13 protein-coding genes, 1 tRNA gene and 1 pseudogene are annotated in these 16,089 nt (G+C 42.4%); 4 read left to right on the forward strand and 11 right to left on the reverse strand.

The window, feature by feature from the left end; genetic code table 11:
* Positions 1–3: 3 nt before the first annotated feature.
* Positions 4–336 (reverse strand): hypothetical protein, encoded by a 333-nt coding sequence (locus AMD27_RS09395; protein WP_067659479.1) that lies wholly within the window; start codon positions 334–336, stop codon positions 4–6.
* 60 nt (positions 337–396) lie between these two features.
* Positions 397–1,923: a bifunctional ADP-dependent NAD(P)H-hydrate dehydratase/NAD(P)H-hydrate epimerase gene (locus AMD27_RS09400; RefSeq protein WP_067659482.1), complete on the reverse strand. Its 1,527-nt coding sequence runs from the start codon at positions 1,921–1,923 to the stop codon at positions 397–399.
* A gap of 22 nt (positions 1,924–1,945) precedes the next feature.
* Between AMD27_RS09400 and queG the strand changes: the two genes are divergently transcribed.
* A complete protein-coding gene (gene queG / locus AMD27_RS09405; RefSeq protein ID WP_067659485.1) occupies positions 1,946–3,037 on the forward strand; it encodes a tRNA epoxyqueuosine(34) reductase QueG in 1,092 nt (363 codons plus the stop codon).
* Positions 3,038–3,329: 292 nt separating this feature from the next.
* Positions 3,330–4,319: a biotin synthase BioB gene (gene bioB / locus AMD27_RS09410; protein WP_067659488.1), complete on the forward strand. Its 990-nt coding sequence runs from the start codon at positions 3,330–3,332 to the stop codon at positions 4,317–4,319.
* 124 nt (positions 4,320–4,443) lie between these two features.
* Here bioB and AMD27_RS09415 read toward each other — a convergent pair.
* The 8 genes and pseudogenes from AMD27_RS09415 to AMD27_RS09450 form a co-directional block, all read right to left on the reverse strand.
* A pseudogene (locus tag AMD27_RS09415) lies at positions 4,444–4,657 on the reverse strand (hypothetical protein).
* 149 nt (positions 4,658–4,806) lie between these two features.
* Entirely contained in the window at positions 4,807–6,207 is a 1,401-nt protein-coding gene (locus AMD27_RS09420) for an MFS transporter (RefSeq protein WP_081405960.1), read from the reverse strand.
* A gap of 338 nt (positions 6,208–6,545) precedes the next feature.
* A complete protein-coding gene (locus AMD27_RS09425) occupies positions 6,546–7,601 on the reverse strand; it encodes an enoyl-CoA hydratase/isomerase family protein (protein WP_067659491.1) in 1,056 nt (351 codons plus the stop codon).
* A gap of 47 nt (positions 7,602–7,648) precedes the next feature.
* Positions 7,649–8,422, reverse strand: a complete 774-nt coding sequence (locus tag AMD27_RS09430) for an enoyl-CoA hydratase (protein WP_067659494.1) — start codon at positions 8,420–8,422, stop codon at positions 7,649–7,651.
* A gap of 62 nt (positions 8,423–8,484) precedes the next feature.
* Complete coding sequence (locus AMD27_RS09435) at positions 8,485–9,612, reverse strand: acyl-CoA dehydrogenase family protein (protein ID WP_067659498.1); 1,128 nt, start codon at positions 9,610–9,612, stop codon at positions 8,485–8,487.
* 19 nt (positions 9,613–9,631) lie between these two features.
* Positions 9,632–11,305 carry an AMP-binding protein gene (locus AMD27_RS09440; protein WP_067659501.1) on the reverse strand — a complete coding sequence of 558 codons (1,674 nt, stop codon included), beginning with the start codon at positions 11,303–11,305 and terminating at the stop codon, positions 9,632–9,634.
* Between the two features lie 149 nt (positions 11,306–11,454).
* Positions 11,455–12,342, reverse strand: a complete 888-nt coding sequence (mmsB, locus tag AMD27_RS09445; protein WP_067659504.1) for a 3-hydroxyisobutyrate dehydrogenase — start codon at positions 12,340–12,342, stop codon at positions 11,455–11,457.
* An 11-nt stretch (positions 12,343–12,353) separates the two neighbouring features.
* A complete protein-coding gene (locus AMD27_RS09450) occupies positions 12,354–13,871 on the reverse strand; it encodes a CoA-acylating methylmalonate-semialdehyde dehydrogenase (RefSeq protein WP_067659507.1) in 1,518 nt (505 codons plus the stop codon).
* 162 nt (positions 13,872–14,033) lie between these two features.
* Between AMD27_RS09450 and AMD27_RS09455 the strand changes: the two genes are divergently transcribed.
* Positions 14,034–14,915, forward strand: coding sequence for a LysR family transcriptional regulator (locus AMD27_RS09455; protein ID WP_067659511.1), 882 nt, complete (start codon positions 14,034–14,036; stop codon positions 14,913–14,915).
* A 107-nt stretch (positions 14,916–15,022) separates the two neighbouring features.
* On the opposite strand, the gene AMD27_RS09460 is transcribed toward AMD27_RS09455, so the two are convergent.
* On the reverse strand, positions 15,023–15,586 hold the full coding sequence (locus AMD27_RS09460; protein ID WP_067659513.1) for a 1-acyl-sn-glycerol-3-phosphate acyltransferase: 564 nt from the start codon (positions 15,584–15,586) through the stop codon (positions 15,023–15,025).
* A 300-nt stretch (positions 15,587–15,886) separates the two neighbouring features.
* Between AMD27_RS09460 and AMD27_RS09465 the strand changes: the two genes are divergently transcribed.
* Positions 15,887–15,963: transfer RNA gene (locus tag AMD27_RS09465), tRNA-Ile, on the forward strand.
* Positions 15,964–16,089: the final 126 nt, after the last annotated feature.

Raw genomic sequence — 16,089 nt, forward strand, 5'->3', positions numbered from 1 at the left:
GATTTACTTTAAATAGGCTGCGACATCTTTTTTTATTTCTCGAAGTGACGGTGGTTTCTTATAGGTAATAGTTGCACGCCTTCCGAACATACGCACATTTTTCTCTTGATTGCGATCTACGCGAATAAACACCAGTTCATCGGGTTCATTACGATGATTGATCTCACAGATCATGATCGTGCCATTTTTTTCAATCACGCTGTACTGCGGAAATGCTTTTTGAAGGCTTTGTTTCAGCGTATTCGGATCTTTATTTTCTCCAGATGAGACTTGAGTGTACCAAACTACAACGATCAGAATCAAAGCCACTAATCCCACAATAAAGTATTTTTCCATCAATCAAAGTATCCTTATTTTTTATATATAAATGATATTCTAACCGAACAATTCATTGTTTTAACGATTTACCACCTGATAAATCGCTTCACTCATATGCTGTGCTTGGACACCACGCATACCCCCTTTCGCCAGTTCATCCCCTGCTAAACCATGCAAGGTCACAATTTGATGCAGTTGAATCTGAGCTTGAAACTGGGCTTTTAAGCTGGCAATCATGCCTGAAAGTACATCACCCATGCCACCTGTCGCCATGCCGGCATTGCCTAATGTACAGACCCAGAGTTGATTTTGCGGCAGCATCTCTTTTTCAGACTGTATATTTGGTAGAAGTTTATCTTTTATCAATATCTCTTCTAAAATAAGACTGCCCGCACCTTTGAGTACCCACTCACCCGCATAGTGTTGCTTTAAGCGCTGAATAGCGGCCACACGATCTAATTCAATGTCTTGAGTCCTTATGCCTAAAAGTTTAGCTGCCTCGCCAGGATGAGGTGTTGCATACGTCTTGAGTTTTAACATGGAGGGATTTAATGCTAAAAACCAGAGTGCATCTGCATCTAGAACCACCTCCAAATTCGATGAATTGATTTGATCGAACCATTTTAAATACATCTGTTCAGCCCAAGCATCTCGTCCTAAGCCCATACCGAAACTGACTGCATCCACCTGCTCAAGCAACACGTCAATATCGCTTGAAGATAAAGCATCTATATCGCGAAGCATGATATTCGGTGCACGGGATAAAATAGCGCTGTGATGTTTGGCATGACAGGCGACAGTGACTTTACCTGCGCCTGCATGAAATGCAGCCTCTGCCGCCAATATCACCGCACCGCCCATCTCTGCGTGCCCACCCACGATGAGAACATGACCATAACTGCCTTTATGCCCAAACGCTTGACGCTTAGGAAGTTCAATATTAGTTGGAGATAGTTGCGCGAGAGCTTTAAGCGCTGCATCTTGAGGAATCAGTGAAAGGATCTCAATTTTACCGGCATATTCTTTGCCTTGAGCGGTAAATAGTCCTATTTTTAGCCCCAAAATGGTCAATGTATAATCTGCCTTAAAAGCGATTGGGAGTGTTTGCCCTGTATTGGCATCGAGTCCACTGGGAATATCAATCGCAATTTTTAAACCTGATTGGACATTGATGTTTTGAATAATGGCTTGCCATTCATCACTTAAAGTACGATTCAAACCTATCCCAAATAAAGCATCGACATAAACATCATAACTTCTAAGAAAATCAAACCCAGTATGAATGGTAAGCCCTGCTTGTTGCGCCTCATGCTTTGCTTGCATTAATAATGCTGAAGCGCCTAATTCTGCGGCATAGATTTCAACGTCATAACCGTGCTGAGTTAAATATTTTGCAAGTAAATAGCCATCACCTGCATTGTTACCTTGACCACAGCACACCGCTATTTTTAAATCTTTGTTATTTTGTATGTCGAGTTTAGCCATCATTCGCTGAGTTATTGCCCATGCTGCCTGCTGCATTAAGCCATAGGCGCTATTTTGCTGAGCAAACCAGCGCTGCTCCCATGCGCGTATATCGCGGCTGTGATAAACTTGCGAATGCATTATTCTTCCTTGTTCTTTGGTTATGACTACGTCCACGTCTTCACATAAAATTCAATTGGATCAGATGGATCCTCATGCTTTAAAAGCGTGGATTAAAGCACAAGCCTTAGCCTTGGGTTTTGCTGATTGTGTCATTGCCCAACCGGATGCTCAAGCAGAATTGCCAAGAATTCAAGAGTATTTAGACCGTGGTTATCACGGCGATATGATTTTTTTGGCAGAAAATCTAGAAAAAAGAGCCAATCCTGCACTCTTAGTTCCGGGCACCAAAAGCATTATTTGTGTGCGAATGAATTACTTGGTTGAAACACCCAAACCTCGTTATGTGCCCTATGAACCGAATGCCGCCATTATCGCTCGCTATGCTCGAGGACGCGATTATCATAAGGTCATGCGTGGACGTTTAAAAACACTGGCAATTCAAATTAAAGCCAAAGTTGGTGAGTTTGAATCTCGTCCTTTTGCAGATTCAGCCCCTATTTTTGAAAAATCCTTAGCAGAAAGTGCAGGTATGGGTTGGACAGGAAAACACACTTTACTCATTCATAAAAAATCAGGATCATTTTTTGTTTTGGGTGAGCTATTTACCTCATTGGATTTACCTTTTGACTCACCCACTACAGCGCACTGCGGCTCCTGTACTGCATGCATTGATATTTGTCCAACTAAAGCCATTGTTGAACCCTATATGCTCGATGCACGAAAATGCATTGCCTATTTAACCATTGAGTATCAAGGCATTATTCCGATTGAGCTGCGCCGCGGTATTGGTAATCGCGTTTTTGGCTGTGATGACTGTCAGCTCATTTGCCCATGGAATGGTTTTGCCCAAAAGGCCACTATAGATGACTTTAACCCACGTTACGACCTAGATACGGTCAGCCTTTTGGATTTATGGCAATGGGATGAAGTCACTTTTTTAGCACGTACTGAAGGTAGTCCCCTGCGTCGAACTGGCTATCAAAGTTTTATGCGTAATGTCGCCATTGGACTGGGTAATGCGCCATATTCAGCACAAATTCTTGAGCAACTGAAATTAAAACGTGAAGCACAAAGTCAACTTGTGCAAGTCCATATTGATTGGGCCATTCAAGAACAGAACATGAAACAATAAATTTAAAAAGAAATTCTCTTATTAAATTTCCCCCAAAAATCTAAAAATGGACACGTTTTTGAATTTTAACTGCACGATCGCATCACGTTTGCGATTTTCATTGTTAAAAATAAACTTTGTCAGTATTTATTGAAAATAACCCTCAACTTTGTCAGTAAATTGACAATTTTAAATTCCAATCAACTTGGCAAAAATGATGAATTTTTTTCAACAAAAATGGCATTTTTTACGCTTTTGAATTGGGAAAAACACAGTATGATCAAAAAAATGGAATTTATGATATGGATAAGATATGCACATTCGCAATGATTGGACGCGTGAAGACATTCAAAACCTGTATGACCAACCTTTTCTAGATTTGGTATTTCAAGCGCAATCTGTCCACCGCCAACATTTTGAAGCCAATGCCATTCAGGTCAGCACACTACTTTCAATCAAAACAGGTAAATGCCCTGAAGATTGTAAATACTGTTCGCAATCTGCGCGCTATGACTCAAAACTTGAGGCAGAAAAGCGTATTGCGGTAGATAAAGTAATTCGCGAAGCCAAAGAAGCGCTTGCTTCGGGTTCTTCACGTTTTTGTATGGGCGCTGCTTGGCGTAATCCGCATGAGCGCGATATGCCATATGTACTGGAAATGGTGCAAGAAGTGAAAGCGCTTGGGTTAGAGACTTGTATGACCTTGGGTATGCTAAACCAGTCTCAAGCAGAACGCTTAAAAGATGCTGGTCTGGATTATTATAATCATAACTTAGATACCTCACGTGAATATTATCCAAATGTAATAACCACACGTACTTTTGATGACCGCTTAGATACGATTGATTATGTCCGCCAAGCAGGTATGAAAGTCTGTAGCGGTGGTATTGTCGGTTTAGGTGAAAACAGTAAAGACCGTGTGGGACTATTACACGAACTGGCAACCATGGCGATTCATCCAGAATCTGTACCGATTAATATGTTAGTGCCGATTGAAGGTACTCCGCTTGCAGATGTGGAAAAACTTGATGTGACGGAATGGATACGCACCATTGCTGTTGCGCGCATCATTATGCCAAAAAGCTATATTCGTTTGTCTGCGGGTCGCGAGTCTTTGTCTGATTCTGATCAAGCACTGGCATTTATGGCGGGCGCAAACTCACTTTTCTCAGGCGAGAAATTGCTCACCACCCCGAATGCTGGTGATGGTCGTGATAAACAACTCTTCCAAAAATTAGGGTTAACTGCTGAAAAAGCCAAACCGTCTATTGTTGAGCTGACCATTGACGCCATGGCAAGCTAAACATCACGACAGAAAAAAAGCCCAAATCATTTTGGGCTTTTTACGCTCTAAACTATCTATATGTTTAAACATTGAACTGACTATATGTGGGAACATTCAAAAAAGCATTTAGCCTGAGTTCACCTTAAAGTGAGCTAATTAAAATACCGTAACTTGCATTGAGATAATCTCCCTGTTTAATACGATCTGTACCATTGGCGTGATGTACACGTAACTCTTGGGTTAAAGCATCATATTCAAAAGAATTCATAACAATCTTGATGCTCGACTAACCAAGTTAAGGTATCTGCCAAATGATCATCGACGATATAGGTCAATGCTTTAAAATCTTTAGACATAGTTGGATGTTATATTGAACATAGATGAGTGTCATTCTACCGAAAGTCGTCATTTTATAAATTATAATTCTAAAAAAGGATCCCCCTACGTTTGAGGATCCCTTTTGGTACGTTAGTCAGGTAATTATGAATGATCAGACTCAATGAGCTTAAACTTTATCAACTAACGCCTTATTTACTGCACCTTTAGAAGCGATTTCATTATTGGTAAGCGTAGGGTCAACACCATTATTATCCATAAAAGTCTTGTGTTGAAGTACGTCTCGGTCACGAGGCATAAAACTGGTACAGATAATTGCAATCAGAGTCATACCCAAGATATACAATGAAATCAGATAAGGGCTTCCTCCGCCAACACCTAAAAGTTTAGTCGCAATTAATGGCGCTAAACCGCCCCCAAGTACCCCCGCAAATTGTACTGAAATTGAAATACCGCTGTACCTGATTTCTGCAGGAAATTGGCGAGAAAAGAGCTGAGCTTGTGGCGCGTACATCAGTGGAAAAACTACACCAATCGCTAAGACGATGGCCGTCCAGACCCAAATAGGATCTTTGGTATCTAACATCATAAAGAACGGATAGCAATATAGCGCCAATACAACAAGCCCAAACATAAACATATTGCGCTGACCGACTTTATCGGACAAATGCCCACATAAGGGAGTCATAAACATAATAACCACCGCACCGCAAATGGTGGCAAATAAGATATCGGCTCGCGGAATCCCTAGTTGTGTGGTGGTATAGGCCAAGGTAAAGGTAGATGCCATATAAAACCAGGCATTTTCTGCAGCACGTGCCACAATAATGCGTAGCACAGGTTTTGGATAATCTCGTAGTACGCGAAACGCAGGAATTTTGACCTCTTTGGCTTTCTCTTTCACTTTCTCAAAATCAGGTGATTCAGGCACTTTCATTCGAATATACCAGCCCACACCTAAGAGCAAAATACTCGCCAAGAAGGGTAAGCGCCAACCCCAACTAAACAAGGCTGCTTCAGGCAATAATGACACCAGCCAAAGTGCAATGGATGCCAACATTAAACCACCGCCAGTACTGGCTTGAGGCAGACTCCCCCAAAAGCCTTTTTTACCTTCGGGTGCATGTTCAACGGCCATGAGGACTGCGCCTCCCCACTCACCGCCCATTGCCATGCCTTGAATGAATCTCAGCAACACCAAAGCAAATGCCGCCCAATAGCCAATCGTCTCGTAGGTGGGTAGCAATCCAATCAGTACTGTGGGAATACCCATAAGTAATAAGGTCAGTAACAACATTGACTTACGCCCAATCTTGTCACCGTAGTGACCAAACACGATGCCACCTAAGGGTCTACCAATAAAACCTACTGCATAGGTGGCAAAGGCTGCCAAAACACCGGATAGCGGATCTAAATTGGGAAAAAATAATTTATTAAATACTAACGCGGCAGCTGCGCCATAAATAAAAAAATCATACCATTCAATGGTGGTGCCTACCATGCTTGATATTCCTGCCAAGCGATGAGATGACTTCTTCTGTTGTGGATTTTGCTGTTTCACCTGTTCCATAGTGACTCTCTTCCATATTGATTCATATTTCTTGTTGTGTTTAATAGATTCCCAATTTCAATGTTTAATCGTTAGCTGTCTCCTCAAGCCTATCTATTCGGTATCTTTCATCTTTGAAGATTCATACCATCAAACAAAGATTGTCTATTTTTCTCTGATATAAGAAATAAAACTTCCCAAAATGAAGTTTTAATGAAACCTCTCTCATCTTCCTGTGGAGTATCTTCCCTCCCAAAGGAAGCAGGAGTGTTTATTCATTACTTAAATACCAGCGAAATGTCTTTTATTTTATGAAAGAGTTTTATTTTCAATTCAACACTGTTAACAGTTACATTTGATTATGCAGCTGTCAGATCATCAATGATTTTTATTAATGTTGGATTGTGGCTTTGCCATTTTGGTTGCTTGTCCTTATCAATGAGCAAGGCACGAACACCCTCCATCAAATCACCATGCTCAAACCAAATATCCTGTAAATTACGCTCTAACTGCATACATTGTTCCAGTGACAGGCTACGTCCCACGTGCTGGAGCTTCAAACTGGTTTGTTTGGCAATGGATGAGCGCTGCTGAAGCACATTTAAGATTTTTTCAGTCCACGCCTGATGTAAAGGATCCTGTTCTTTGGCTAAACTGCTTTCGATTTCTTCAATGGTTGCAGGGGAGAAATGTTGATGGATCACCGCCGTCAATGCTCTTAAATCACTACTGGCAGGGTCTGTAATAAAGCGCGAAATAATCTGCTCAATTTGCAACTGATCCAGTTCAGGTTTATAGCTAATCGCCTCGAGTAACTCAGCCAAACGCTCACTTGGCACATGGTAGTCAATTAAATCTAAATACAAGGCATCGCTACTGCTCATCTGCTCGCCTGTAATCGCAAAATAAACCCCAATATCATCTAAACGTGATAGAAAATGCGTTGCGCCTACATCAGGGAAGAAACCAATTGCTGTTTCAGGCATCGCAAAGCGGGATTTTTCGCTGCTGACTAAAATATGACAGGCTTGTGCCAAACCGAATCCACCGCCCAATACATAACCATCTAAAAAGGTCAGTACAGGCTTCGGGTATTGTCGAATAGTGCTGAGCATTTTATATTCGGCCACAAAGTAATCTCGATAATTACTCGTGTTATTTTTATAGGCATCATATAAATAGCGAATGTCACCGCCTGCACTAAAGGCTTTTGGACTATTCGAATTGATTAAAATGGCTTGAACATTGGGTTGGTCTGCCCACGCTTCAAACTGCGCTTGAATGCCTTGAATCATCTCAAGTGACAACGCATTTAAGTGACTGGGGCGATCTAAGGTGATGATGCCCAAAGCACCTTGTGTATGAATGATTAAGTTATTTTCATGGTTCTTTTCATGGCTATTTTCATGGTTCATTTTTGATTTTCTCGCTGTTTTCAAATGAGAGAATGTCCGATTACAATTTATTGATTTTTAAAGATCGCAGGACGTTTCTCAATAAATGCGCGCATCCCTTCTTTTTGATCTTGGCTTGCAAAGATCGAGTGAAAGGTACGGCGCTCAAAGCGCAAGCCTTCTGCCAGACTGACTTCAAAAGCACGGTTAATCGATTCTTTAATCATCATCACGGCAGTCAAAGATTTCTCAGCAATTTTTTCAGCAGCGTGTAAGGTCTGTTCTAACAGTTCATCGTGAGCAAATACCCGAGCCACTAGACCACTTTGTTCAGCTTCAATTGCACCCATTTGACGTGCGGTTAAACACATTTCCATCGCTTTAGCTTTACCGACCGCTAAGGTCAACCGCTGAGTCCCCCCCATGCCAGGCAACACCCCTAAAGTGACTTCTGGCAAAGCAAATTTGGCGGTGTCCGAACAGTAAATGAAGTCACACATCAGCGCTAATTCACAGCCACCACCGAGTGCATAACCACTGACTGCGGCAATCAGCGGTTTACGACGCTGAGCGATTCGATCTGCCAGACTAAAAAAATCATCAGAATAAATATTCGGGAAATTTAACTCCGCCATTTCTTTAATATCAGCACCGGCAGCAAAGGCTTTTTCTGAACCTGTCAGGACAATACAGCCAATCTCAGGGTCTCGTTCAAGCGCATCTAAAGCTTGATTCATTTCTGAAATGAGTTCAGTGTTTAAAGCATTCAGCGCTTTGGGACGGTTTAAGGTAATCAGCCCTACGCCATTGTTCTTGTTTAATAAAATCGTTTGCCAATTCATGATTTTTTAATCCTTGATATCTTTATATTTAGGTTTAAATTATTTTCTTTATGCATGCCGTTTTATAAACTACGGGCAATCACCAAGCGTTGAATATCGCTGGTGCCTTCATAGATTTGGCAAATACGTGCATCACGATAAATCCGTTCTATCGGGAAATCTTTTAAATACCCGTAGCCACCAAAAATTTGTAAGGCTTGTGAACAGACCCGTTCGGTCATTTCAGACGAAAATAGTTTCGCCATAGACGCTTCAGTCAGACACGGCTGACCCGCTTCTTTTAAACGCGCTGCATAATGCACCATTTGGCGTGCCGCATGAATTTCAGTTGCCATACTGGCCAAGCGAAATGAAATGGCTTGCTGCTCAAATATAGGCTTACCAAATGCAACACGTTCTTTGGCATATTGAGTTGCTTCTTCTAAGGCAGCGCGTGCCAGACCCACCGCTTGCGCGGCAATGCCAATACGCCCACCTTCTAAATTGGATAAGGCAATTTTTAAACCGTCGCCTTCTTTGCCCAGCATCATACTTTTATGCAGACGCACATCGGTTAAGGCGATTTGACAGGTATCGGAGGCATGTAGCCCGAGTTTTTCTTCAACGCGAATCACCTCATAACCTGCACTTTCACGCGGTACTAAAAAAGCACTCATGCCTTTTTTACCTGCGCTTGGATCCGTTACAGCAAATACGATAATTACGCCAGCATTATGCCCTGAGGTAATAAACTGCTTCGCCCCATTTAAAATATAGTCATCACCCTCTTTCACCGCACGGGTTTTAATAGCAGCCGCATCTGAGCCAGTATGTGGCTCAGTGAGGGCAAAAGCACCAATCATTTCCCCTTGCGCCAAAGGCTTTAAATACCGCTCTTTTTGCTCATCCGTACCGAATTTTAAAATGGGCACACAGCCGACTGAGTTGTGCACACTCATAATGGTTGACGTTGCGCCATCTGCCGCGGCAATTTCCTCTAAAGCCAACACATAAGCCAAGTTACCGGTTTCTGAGCCACCCCACTGCTCAGGTACCAACATGCCCATAAACCCAAGCTCACCCATTTGATTCAGGGCTTGCTTCGGAAATATGCCTTTTTGATCCCACTCACTGGCAAAGGGTTTAATTTGCTCGACTGCGAAACTTTTCGCCATATCTTGGATCAGGACTTGTTCTTCGGTTAATTGCATGCTTAATCCCTTTAATACATTAATTCACGGCTGTGGATGCAGCTTGTTGGTTTTGAGCTTCTTGTTTATTAATTTCTTGGTTGCGCAGTAAAAAGCGCTGGATTTTTCCACTCGGGGTTTTCGGCAGTTCAGTCACAAATTCAACCAATCTTGGATAAGCATGCGCGGACAACCGTTTCTTGACAAATTCACTCAGTTCACTCGACAAGCTTAAGCTGGGTTCAAACCCTTGTGCCAAAATAATAAAGGCTTTTACCACTTCAGTACGCTCAGGATCAGGCACGCCCACCACAGCCGCTTCAACGACGGCATCATGTTCTAATAATGCACTCTCCACATCAAATGGCCCAATACGATAGCCAGACGTAGTAATCACATCATCACTGCGACCGACAAAACTCATACTACCGTCCGCATGAATTTCAGCAGTATCGCCCGTTAAATAATAACTTCCAATGAATGGTGATTTGCGACTTTCTTGATAACCGCCAAACCACATCAGCGGTGATTGTTTTAAATCAATTGCTAAGATTCCAGGTGTATCTGCGGGCAAAGGCTGACCGTGTTCATCCACCACCGCAATATGATAACCAGGACTGGCAAAGCCAGCAGAACCTGCACGAATATTATGTTCTAAAGCATGATGATTACACACCACCATCCCTACTTCGGTTTGACCATAGTGATCATAAATCGGGGCGTCTAATACCTGCTTAAACCAACGGATCACTTCAGGGTTTAAAGGCTCACCTGCACTACTGACTCGGCGGAACTGACCACGTAGGCTCGCCATTTGATCTGGATCGGCTGCCATCATTAAACGATATGCTGTCGGAGCACCTGCTAAGTTAGTGATGTTATATTCTTGAGTAATCTTAATCAGGCTTTCAGTGCTAAATCCACCTTCATAGAACAAAGTTGAATGACCCAATAACAAGGGTCCAGTAATGGCATAATACAACCCATAGGCCCAACCCGGATCTGCAATGTTCCAAAACGCATCATCTTCTGTAAGTCCTACGGCGTTTTGCATATAACGACCAAAGGCAATCAACGCCTTTAACGGCACTTCTAAGGGTTTGGCTAGACCTGTAGTGCCTGAGGTAAACATCAATAAAAATGGATCATTGATCCCCAGTAAAACCACATCACATTGATGAGACTGAGCATTCACTTCCTGCCAAAAATTTAAATCGCCTTTCGGAAGATCATGACCGTCTAAAGCGCTGACTGAAATAATCTGAGGGCAATCTTGGACTTCATCGAGTTTCGGACGATTGGTGAGATCGGTCACCACAAACTTACTTTTTGCCAGTTGTACGCGGTGCTCAATGGCTTTTGGTCCAAACGCCGTAAAAAGGGGCTGATATACTGCACCAATCCGCCATGCAGCTAAAATGGTAATGAGTAGCTCGACATTTCGAGGCAATAAACCTGAAATTCGATCTCCAGGACCCACGCCTTGAGACTTTAAAAAATTGGCAAATTGACTGGAATAATCTTGTAACTGTTTAAAGGTATATTGCTTTTTTTGACCCTCTTTGGACTGCCAATACAATGCTATTTTGTCACCTGTCGCATGTCGATCACAACATTCATAACAAGCATTCAATGCATTGAGTGAACCGCTCAGCAGCGCACTGGCTGCATTTTCTAAATTAAAATTTTGTGCAACTTCTTGATAGTTTGACATCTTGCTACCTCAGTCTCGCTTTATTATTGATGACAGCACTTAGAAAATTGACTAGAAAATTTAAGTGCTGCACTGGTCATCCCATGACGCTTTTTTTTAATCTTTAATCATTCCACATGTATCAGTCCACATGTGAAGGGTTCAGCTATTTAGGGCTGCGGTAAATACTGCTGAATCACACTGGAAAAATCTAAATGGTTTTTGCCTTGTAGGCACATTTGTTGATACAACTGTTGTACTAAGCCGCCAAGTAAAACAGGTTGTTGCACTTGACCCGCCGCTTCAACTGCTAGACCTAAGTCTTTGAGCATCAGCTGATTGGCAAAGCCATCTGTATAGCCACGTGATGCAGGCGCATTCGGGCTAATCTCAGGCCATGGATTACACACCTCAGAGCTCCAGCAGCGACCGCTTGAGCTGTTAATCACCCCTGCCAGCGCATGTGCATCAATACCCAGTTTCGCGCCCAATGCCATACCTTCTGCAACAGCGGCCATTGAAATGCCCAAGATTAGATTATTACAAATTTTGGCAATTTGACCTGCACCGACCTCACCACAGGACACTGTATTTTTACCCATGAAAGACAAAATGGGCTGAACTGCCTCAAAGGTCTGTGAGTTGGCACCGACCATAAAAGTCAATGTGCCTGCTTGTGCGCCAATAGTGCCACCTGAAACAGGTGCATCACAGATTTGAATGCCTTTGTCTTGGGCCGTTTTGGCAATATCTTGAATAGTTTTCGGGTCAATGGTACTACAGTCAATACATAGGCTTCCTGCTTTAAGTACGGCCAACACACCGTCTTCACCCAAATACACATCACGGACATGCTTTGCAGCAGGTAACATACTGATCACCACATCCGCTTGCGCAGCTGCTGTCTGCGGGCTTTCACAAACGATGCCACCTTGAGATGCAAACGTATTCAAGGCCTTTTCACTCAGGTCAAAACCAAAAACCTGTTGCCCTGCTTTTAACAGATTGTGCGCCATCGCACCCCCCATATTACCTAGACCAATAAATGCAATTTTCATGGTCGATCTCCTTAGCGCAAATTGATGGTGGTGTTGACGCCAGTGGACTCTTGGGTATCTTCAAACCAACGACTGGTAATGGTTTTGGTTTGGGTGTAGAACTGCACCGCTTGCTTGCCATACGGACCCAAATCACCCAGTTTTGAACCACGCGAACCCGTAAAGCTAAAGAATGGAACAGGGACTGGAATCGGAATATTGATGCCAACTTGACCAATATTGATTTGATGTTGAAAAGTACGTGCCGTTGCACCACTTTGGGTAAATAAACCCACGCCATTGCCAAACGGGTTGGCATTCACCAGCGCAATGGCTTCATCCAATGTATCTACACAAATAATCGCGAGCACTGGACCAAAAATTTCTTCTTTATAAATCCGCATGTTGGTGGTGACATTGCTAAAAATAGTTTGACCGACAAAGTTACCTTGCTCATAACCTTTGACTTGTACATCACGACCATCCAGTAGAAGTGTCGCACCTTCTTCGACACCACTATTGATCAGGTCAATCACGCGTGCTTTAGCACGAGGTGAAATCACAGGTCCAATATCGGTATTGGGCTCATGCCCTGCATTGACAGACAATGTCTTGGCTTTTTCAACCAGTGTATCAATCCACTGTTTACTCTCACTGACCATAACCGCTACCGATAAAGCCATACAACGCTGTCCTGCCGCACCAAAAGCCGCACCCGCCAAAGCATTTAAAGTTTGTTCTTTATTGGCATCTGGCATAACCACCACATGGTTTTTTGCGCCCATCATCGATTGAACACGTTTGCCATGTTTGCCTGCCAAGTTATAAACATGTGTGCCCACATGGGTTGAACCGACAAATGAGATCGCTTTGATATCTTGATGCGTACAGAGTAAATCCACCACCTCTTTGCCACCGTGAACAACATTGAGGACCCCGGCTGGCACGCCGGCTTGAACCGCAAGCTCAACCAACATCATGGTCGATAATGGATCTTGCTCAGAGGGTTTAAGCACAAATGTATTTCCGCACACAATCGCCATAGGGAACATCCACAGTGGAATCATCGCTGGAAAGTTAAATGGGGTAATCCCTGCACACACGCCTAGCGGCTGCTGCAAAGTATAGGTATCCACACCACGTGCTACGCCTTCAATGTATTCACCCATTTGCAGACTGCCAATTGAACAAGCATGTTCAACCACTTCAAGTCCACGCTGAATATCACCTTCAGCATCTGCCAAGGTTTTACCCTGTTCGGCGGTCAATACTTTGGCAATGTCTTTGGCATTTTGACGAATCAAATCTTGCAGCTTCAGCATGATACGCATACGCGCTTGAATCGGCGTTTGATGCCAGCTGGCAAATGCATTTTGCGCAGATTCAATCGCAGCATTGACCTCATCTACCGTTGCAAAAGGTACTTGCCCAATCACCTCTTGAGTGGCTGGATTCACAATGTCTTGCCAATGTGTGGTTGTAGATTCAATAAATTCGCCGTTAATCAGTAACTGTGCTTTTGTCAATTGTAGGGTGTGAATTGCGTTCATGACCTTTCCTTAGGTTTTGATTGTTCTATTCGTTGTCACGCTCAATCTATGAGCTGTGCTTTTTCAAATTCTCTCCCTTCAAACTAGCAAAATTATCTTTGACCACCAACGCAAATTCGTGCACGATCAATGTGCAAAATTGCACAGGACGTGGAAAGAACAATGAAAATCAATTGGGATCATTTGCAGTTTTTTTTGGTGCTGGCACGGGCCAAAACATTGACCAATGCCGCCAAGATTATTGGGGTGGAACACAGTACGGTGGCACGGCGCATACAGGCTTTAGAGCTGGCTTTGGGTACACCGCTGTTCAAACGAGAAGTCACTGGGTATGAGTTAACCACCGAGGGAATGGCACTGGTTCCTCGTATTGAACATATGGAACAAGCTTATTTACAAATTAAAAAACCGCATAATCCCTTAGAAGGCCGTGTGCGAATTGGCACACCCGAAGGGTTTGGAACAGCATTTTTAACTCAGCTTTTGGTGAAGTTCTCTAAACAATACCCGTTGATCAGTATTGACCTGATTCCTGTACCCAAGATGCTAAAACTGTCTCATCGTGAAGCAGATATTGTCATTTCAATTGATCGGCCTAAATCTGGACCTTATATCATTACTCGGCTCACCGATTATTGTCTCAAAATTTATGGCAGTAAAAGCTATTTGGCAGCCAACCCAAGCATACAGACTTTAGATGATTTGGCTCAGCATCGTTTTGTCAATTACATTGATGATTTAGTCTATAGCCCTGAACTGTATTGTTTAGAACGCATTCCCTTACAGTTATCTGCACAGTTTAGGAGCAGCAGTATTTTGGCCCAACAAATTGCGGTCAGTGCCGGCGCAGGACTTGCGATCTTACCCAAATTTATAGCGGAAGATAAACCTGAACTTGAACAGGTTTTACAACAGCAGGTGCGCTTTACCCATACTTTTTGGATGCTAACCTTGGTGGATTTACAACATGAACCGCGGATTAAGTTGGTGTGGGATTTTCTAAGAAAACAAGTTGATGCTCAGCAGAACTTATTAATGGATTGATTCATTTATTTTTGTTATATCGTTCAAATTTTAACATTCGAGGCTCACCATTCAGTAAGCCTCTAAATTTAAATAAAAATTTTAAACAAACTAAAAAAGGATTTGTTTTAGACAGTTACGGGCTCTGGAATCACGATATCAAGCTCGGTGTATTCTTTATACATGGCTTTAATTTGAGCCAAATCGCTGTCTAAATCTGAAGGATAAAGCTTACCGAAAATTCCGCCTTTCTTGGTTTTTTGATTCACAAATAAAAATACAATCGGGACATTGGCCGCTTTTGCAATATGCCAAAAGCCGGTACGAATCGGACGACGTGATTCACCATTTTTAGCACGTGTTGCTTCTGGTGCAATGACTAAATTAAATTTTTGATTATTTTCAAACTGCTCCACCATTTGCGAGACAATATCTTGATTAGATTTGCGGTCAACTGGAATTCCCCCTACACCTTCCAAAAGCGGTTTGAAAGGCCCTTTAAACAGCTCTTTTTTAATTAAGGTGTGAATTTTAATATCGTGGATTTCAAACAATGCGATAGATAATACTGCATCCATCATGGTGGTGTGTTCAAAACCGATAATCACTTGTTTATCTTCTAAAATATTCGGTTCAACATGGTACTCAACACCCGCAAGCTTGAATGCCATTTTTGCAATTTGTTTTTTCATGTCAATGATCTTATAGCGAAATTACACTTTACTTCTAAGTGTGAAATGAACACTCGAAAATTACAATGTGTAAAGCGTATAAATCTGCTTAAAATCTTAAATAATAAGCAAACAGATCAATTGTCATCAATCGACTGTCAAAGATCACTGCGATTAGAATTCATTTATAAAAATGAATAAAAAGATTGAATCGCTTGATATTTGCGCATATCGAATTTTACTTGCTTTAAAGCGCTTGTGTTTCATTTTTAGATTCGCTAGTATTCTGAGTCGAAAATACTTGATTATTCAGTATTTATCGGGCCTATAGCTCAGTTGGTTAGAGCAGCGGACTCATAATCCGTTGGTCGACAGTTCAAGTCTGTCTGGGCCCACCATATATTTGAAGCACTTAGAAGCACTTCTTCTAGGTGCTTTTTTAATGTCTAATCTGATGTAAACACTATGTAAGCAATTAAAATAAATGGCGAAAATTGAACTAGCTCCACATCGTGAGTCTACTC

Origin of the sequence: Acinetobacter sp. TGL-Y2, from assembly GCF_001612555.1 — a bacterium.
In the GTDB taxonomy this organism is placed as follows: Bacteria; Pseudomonadota; Gammaproteobacteria; order Pseudomonadales; family Moraxellaceae; genus Acinetobacter.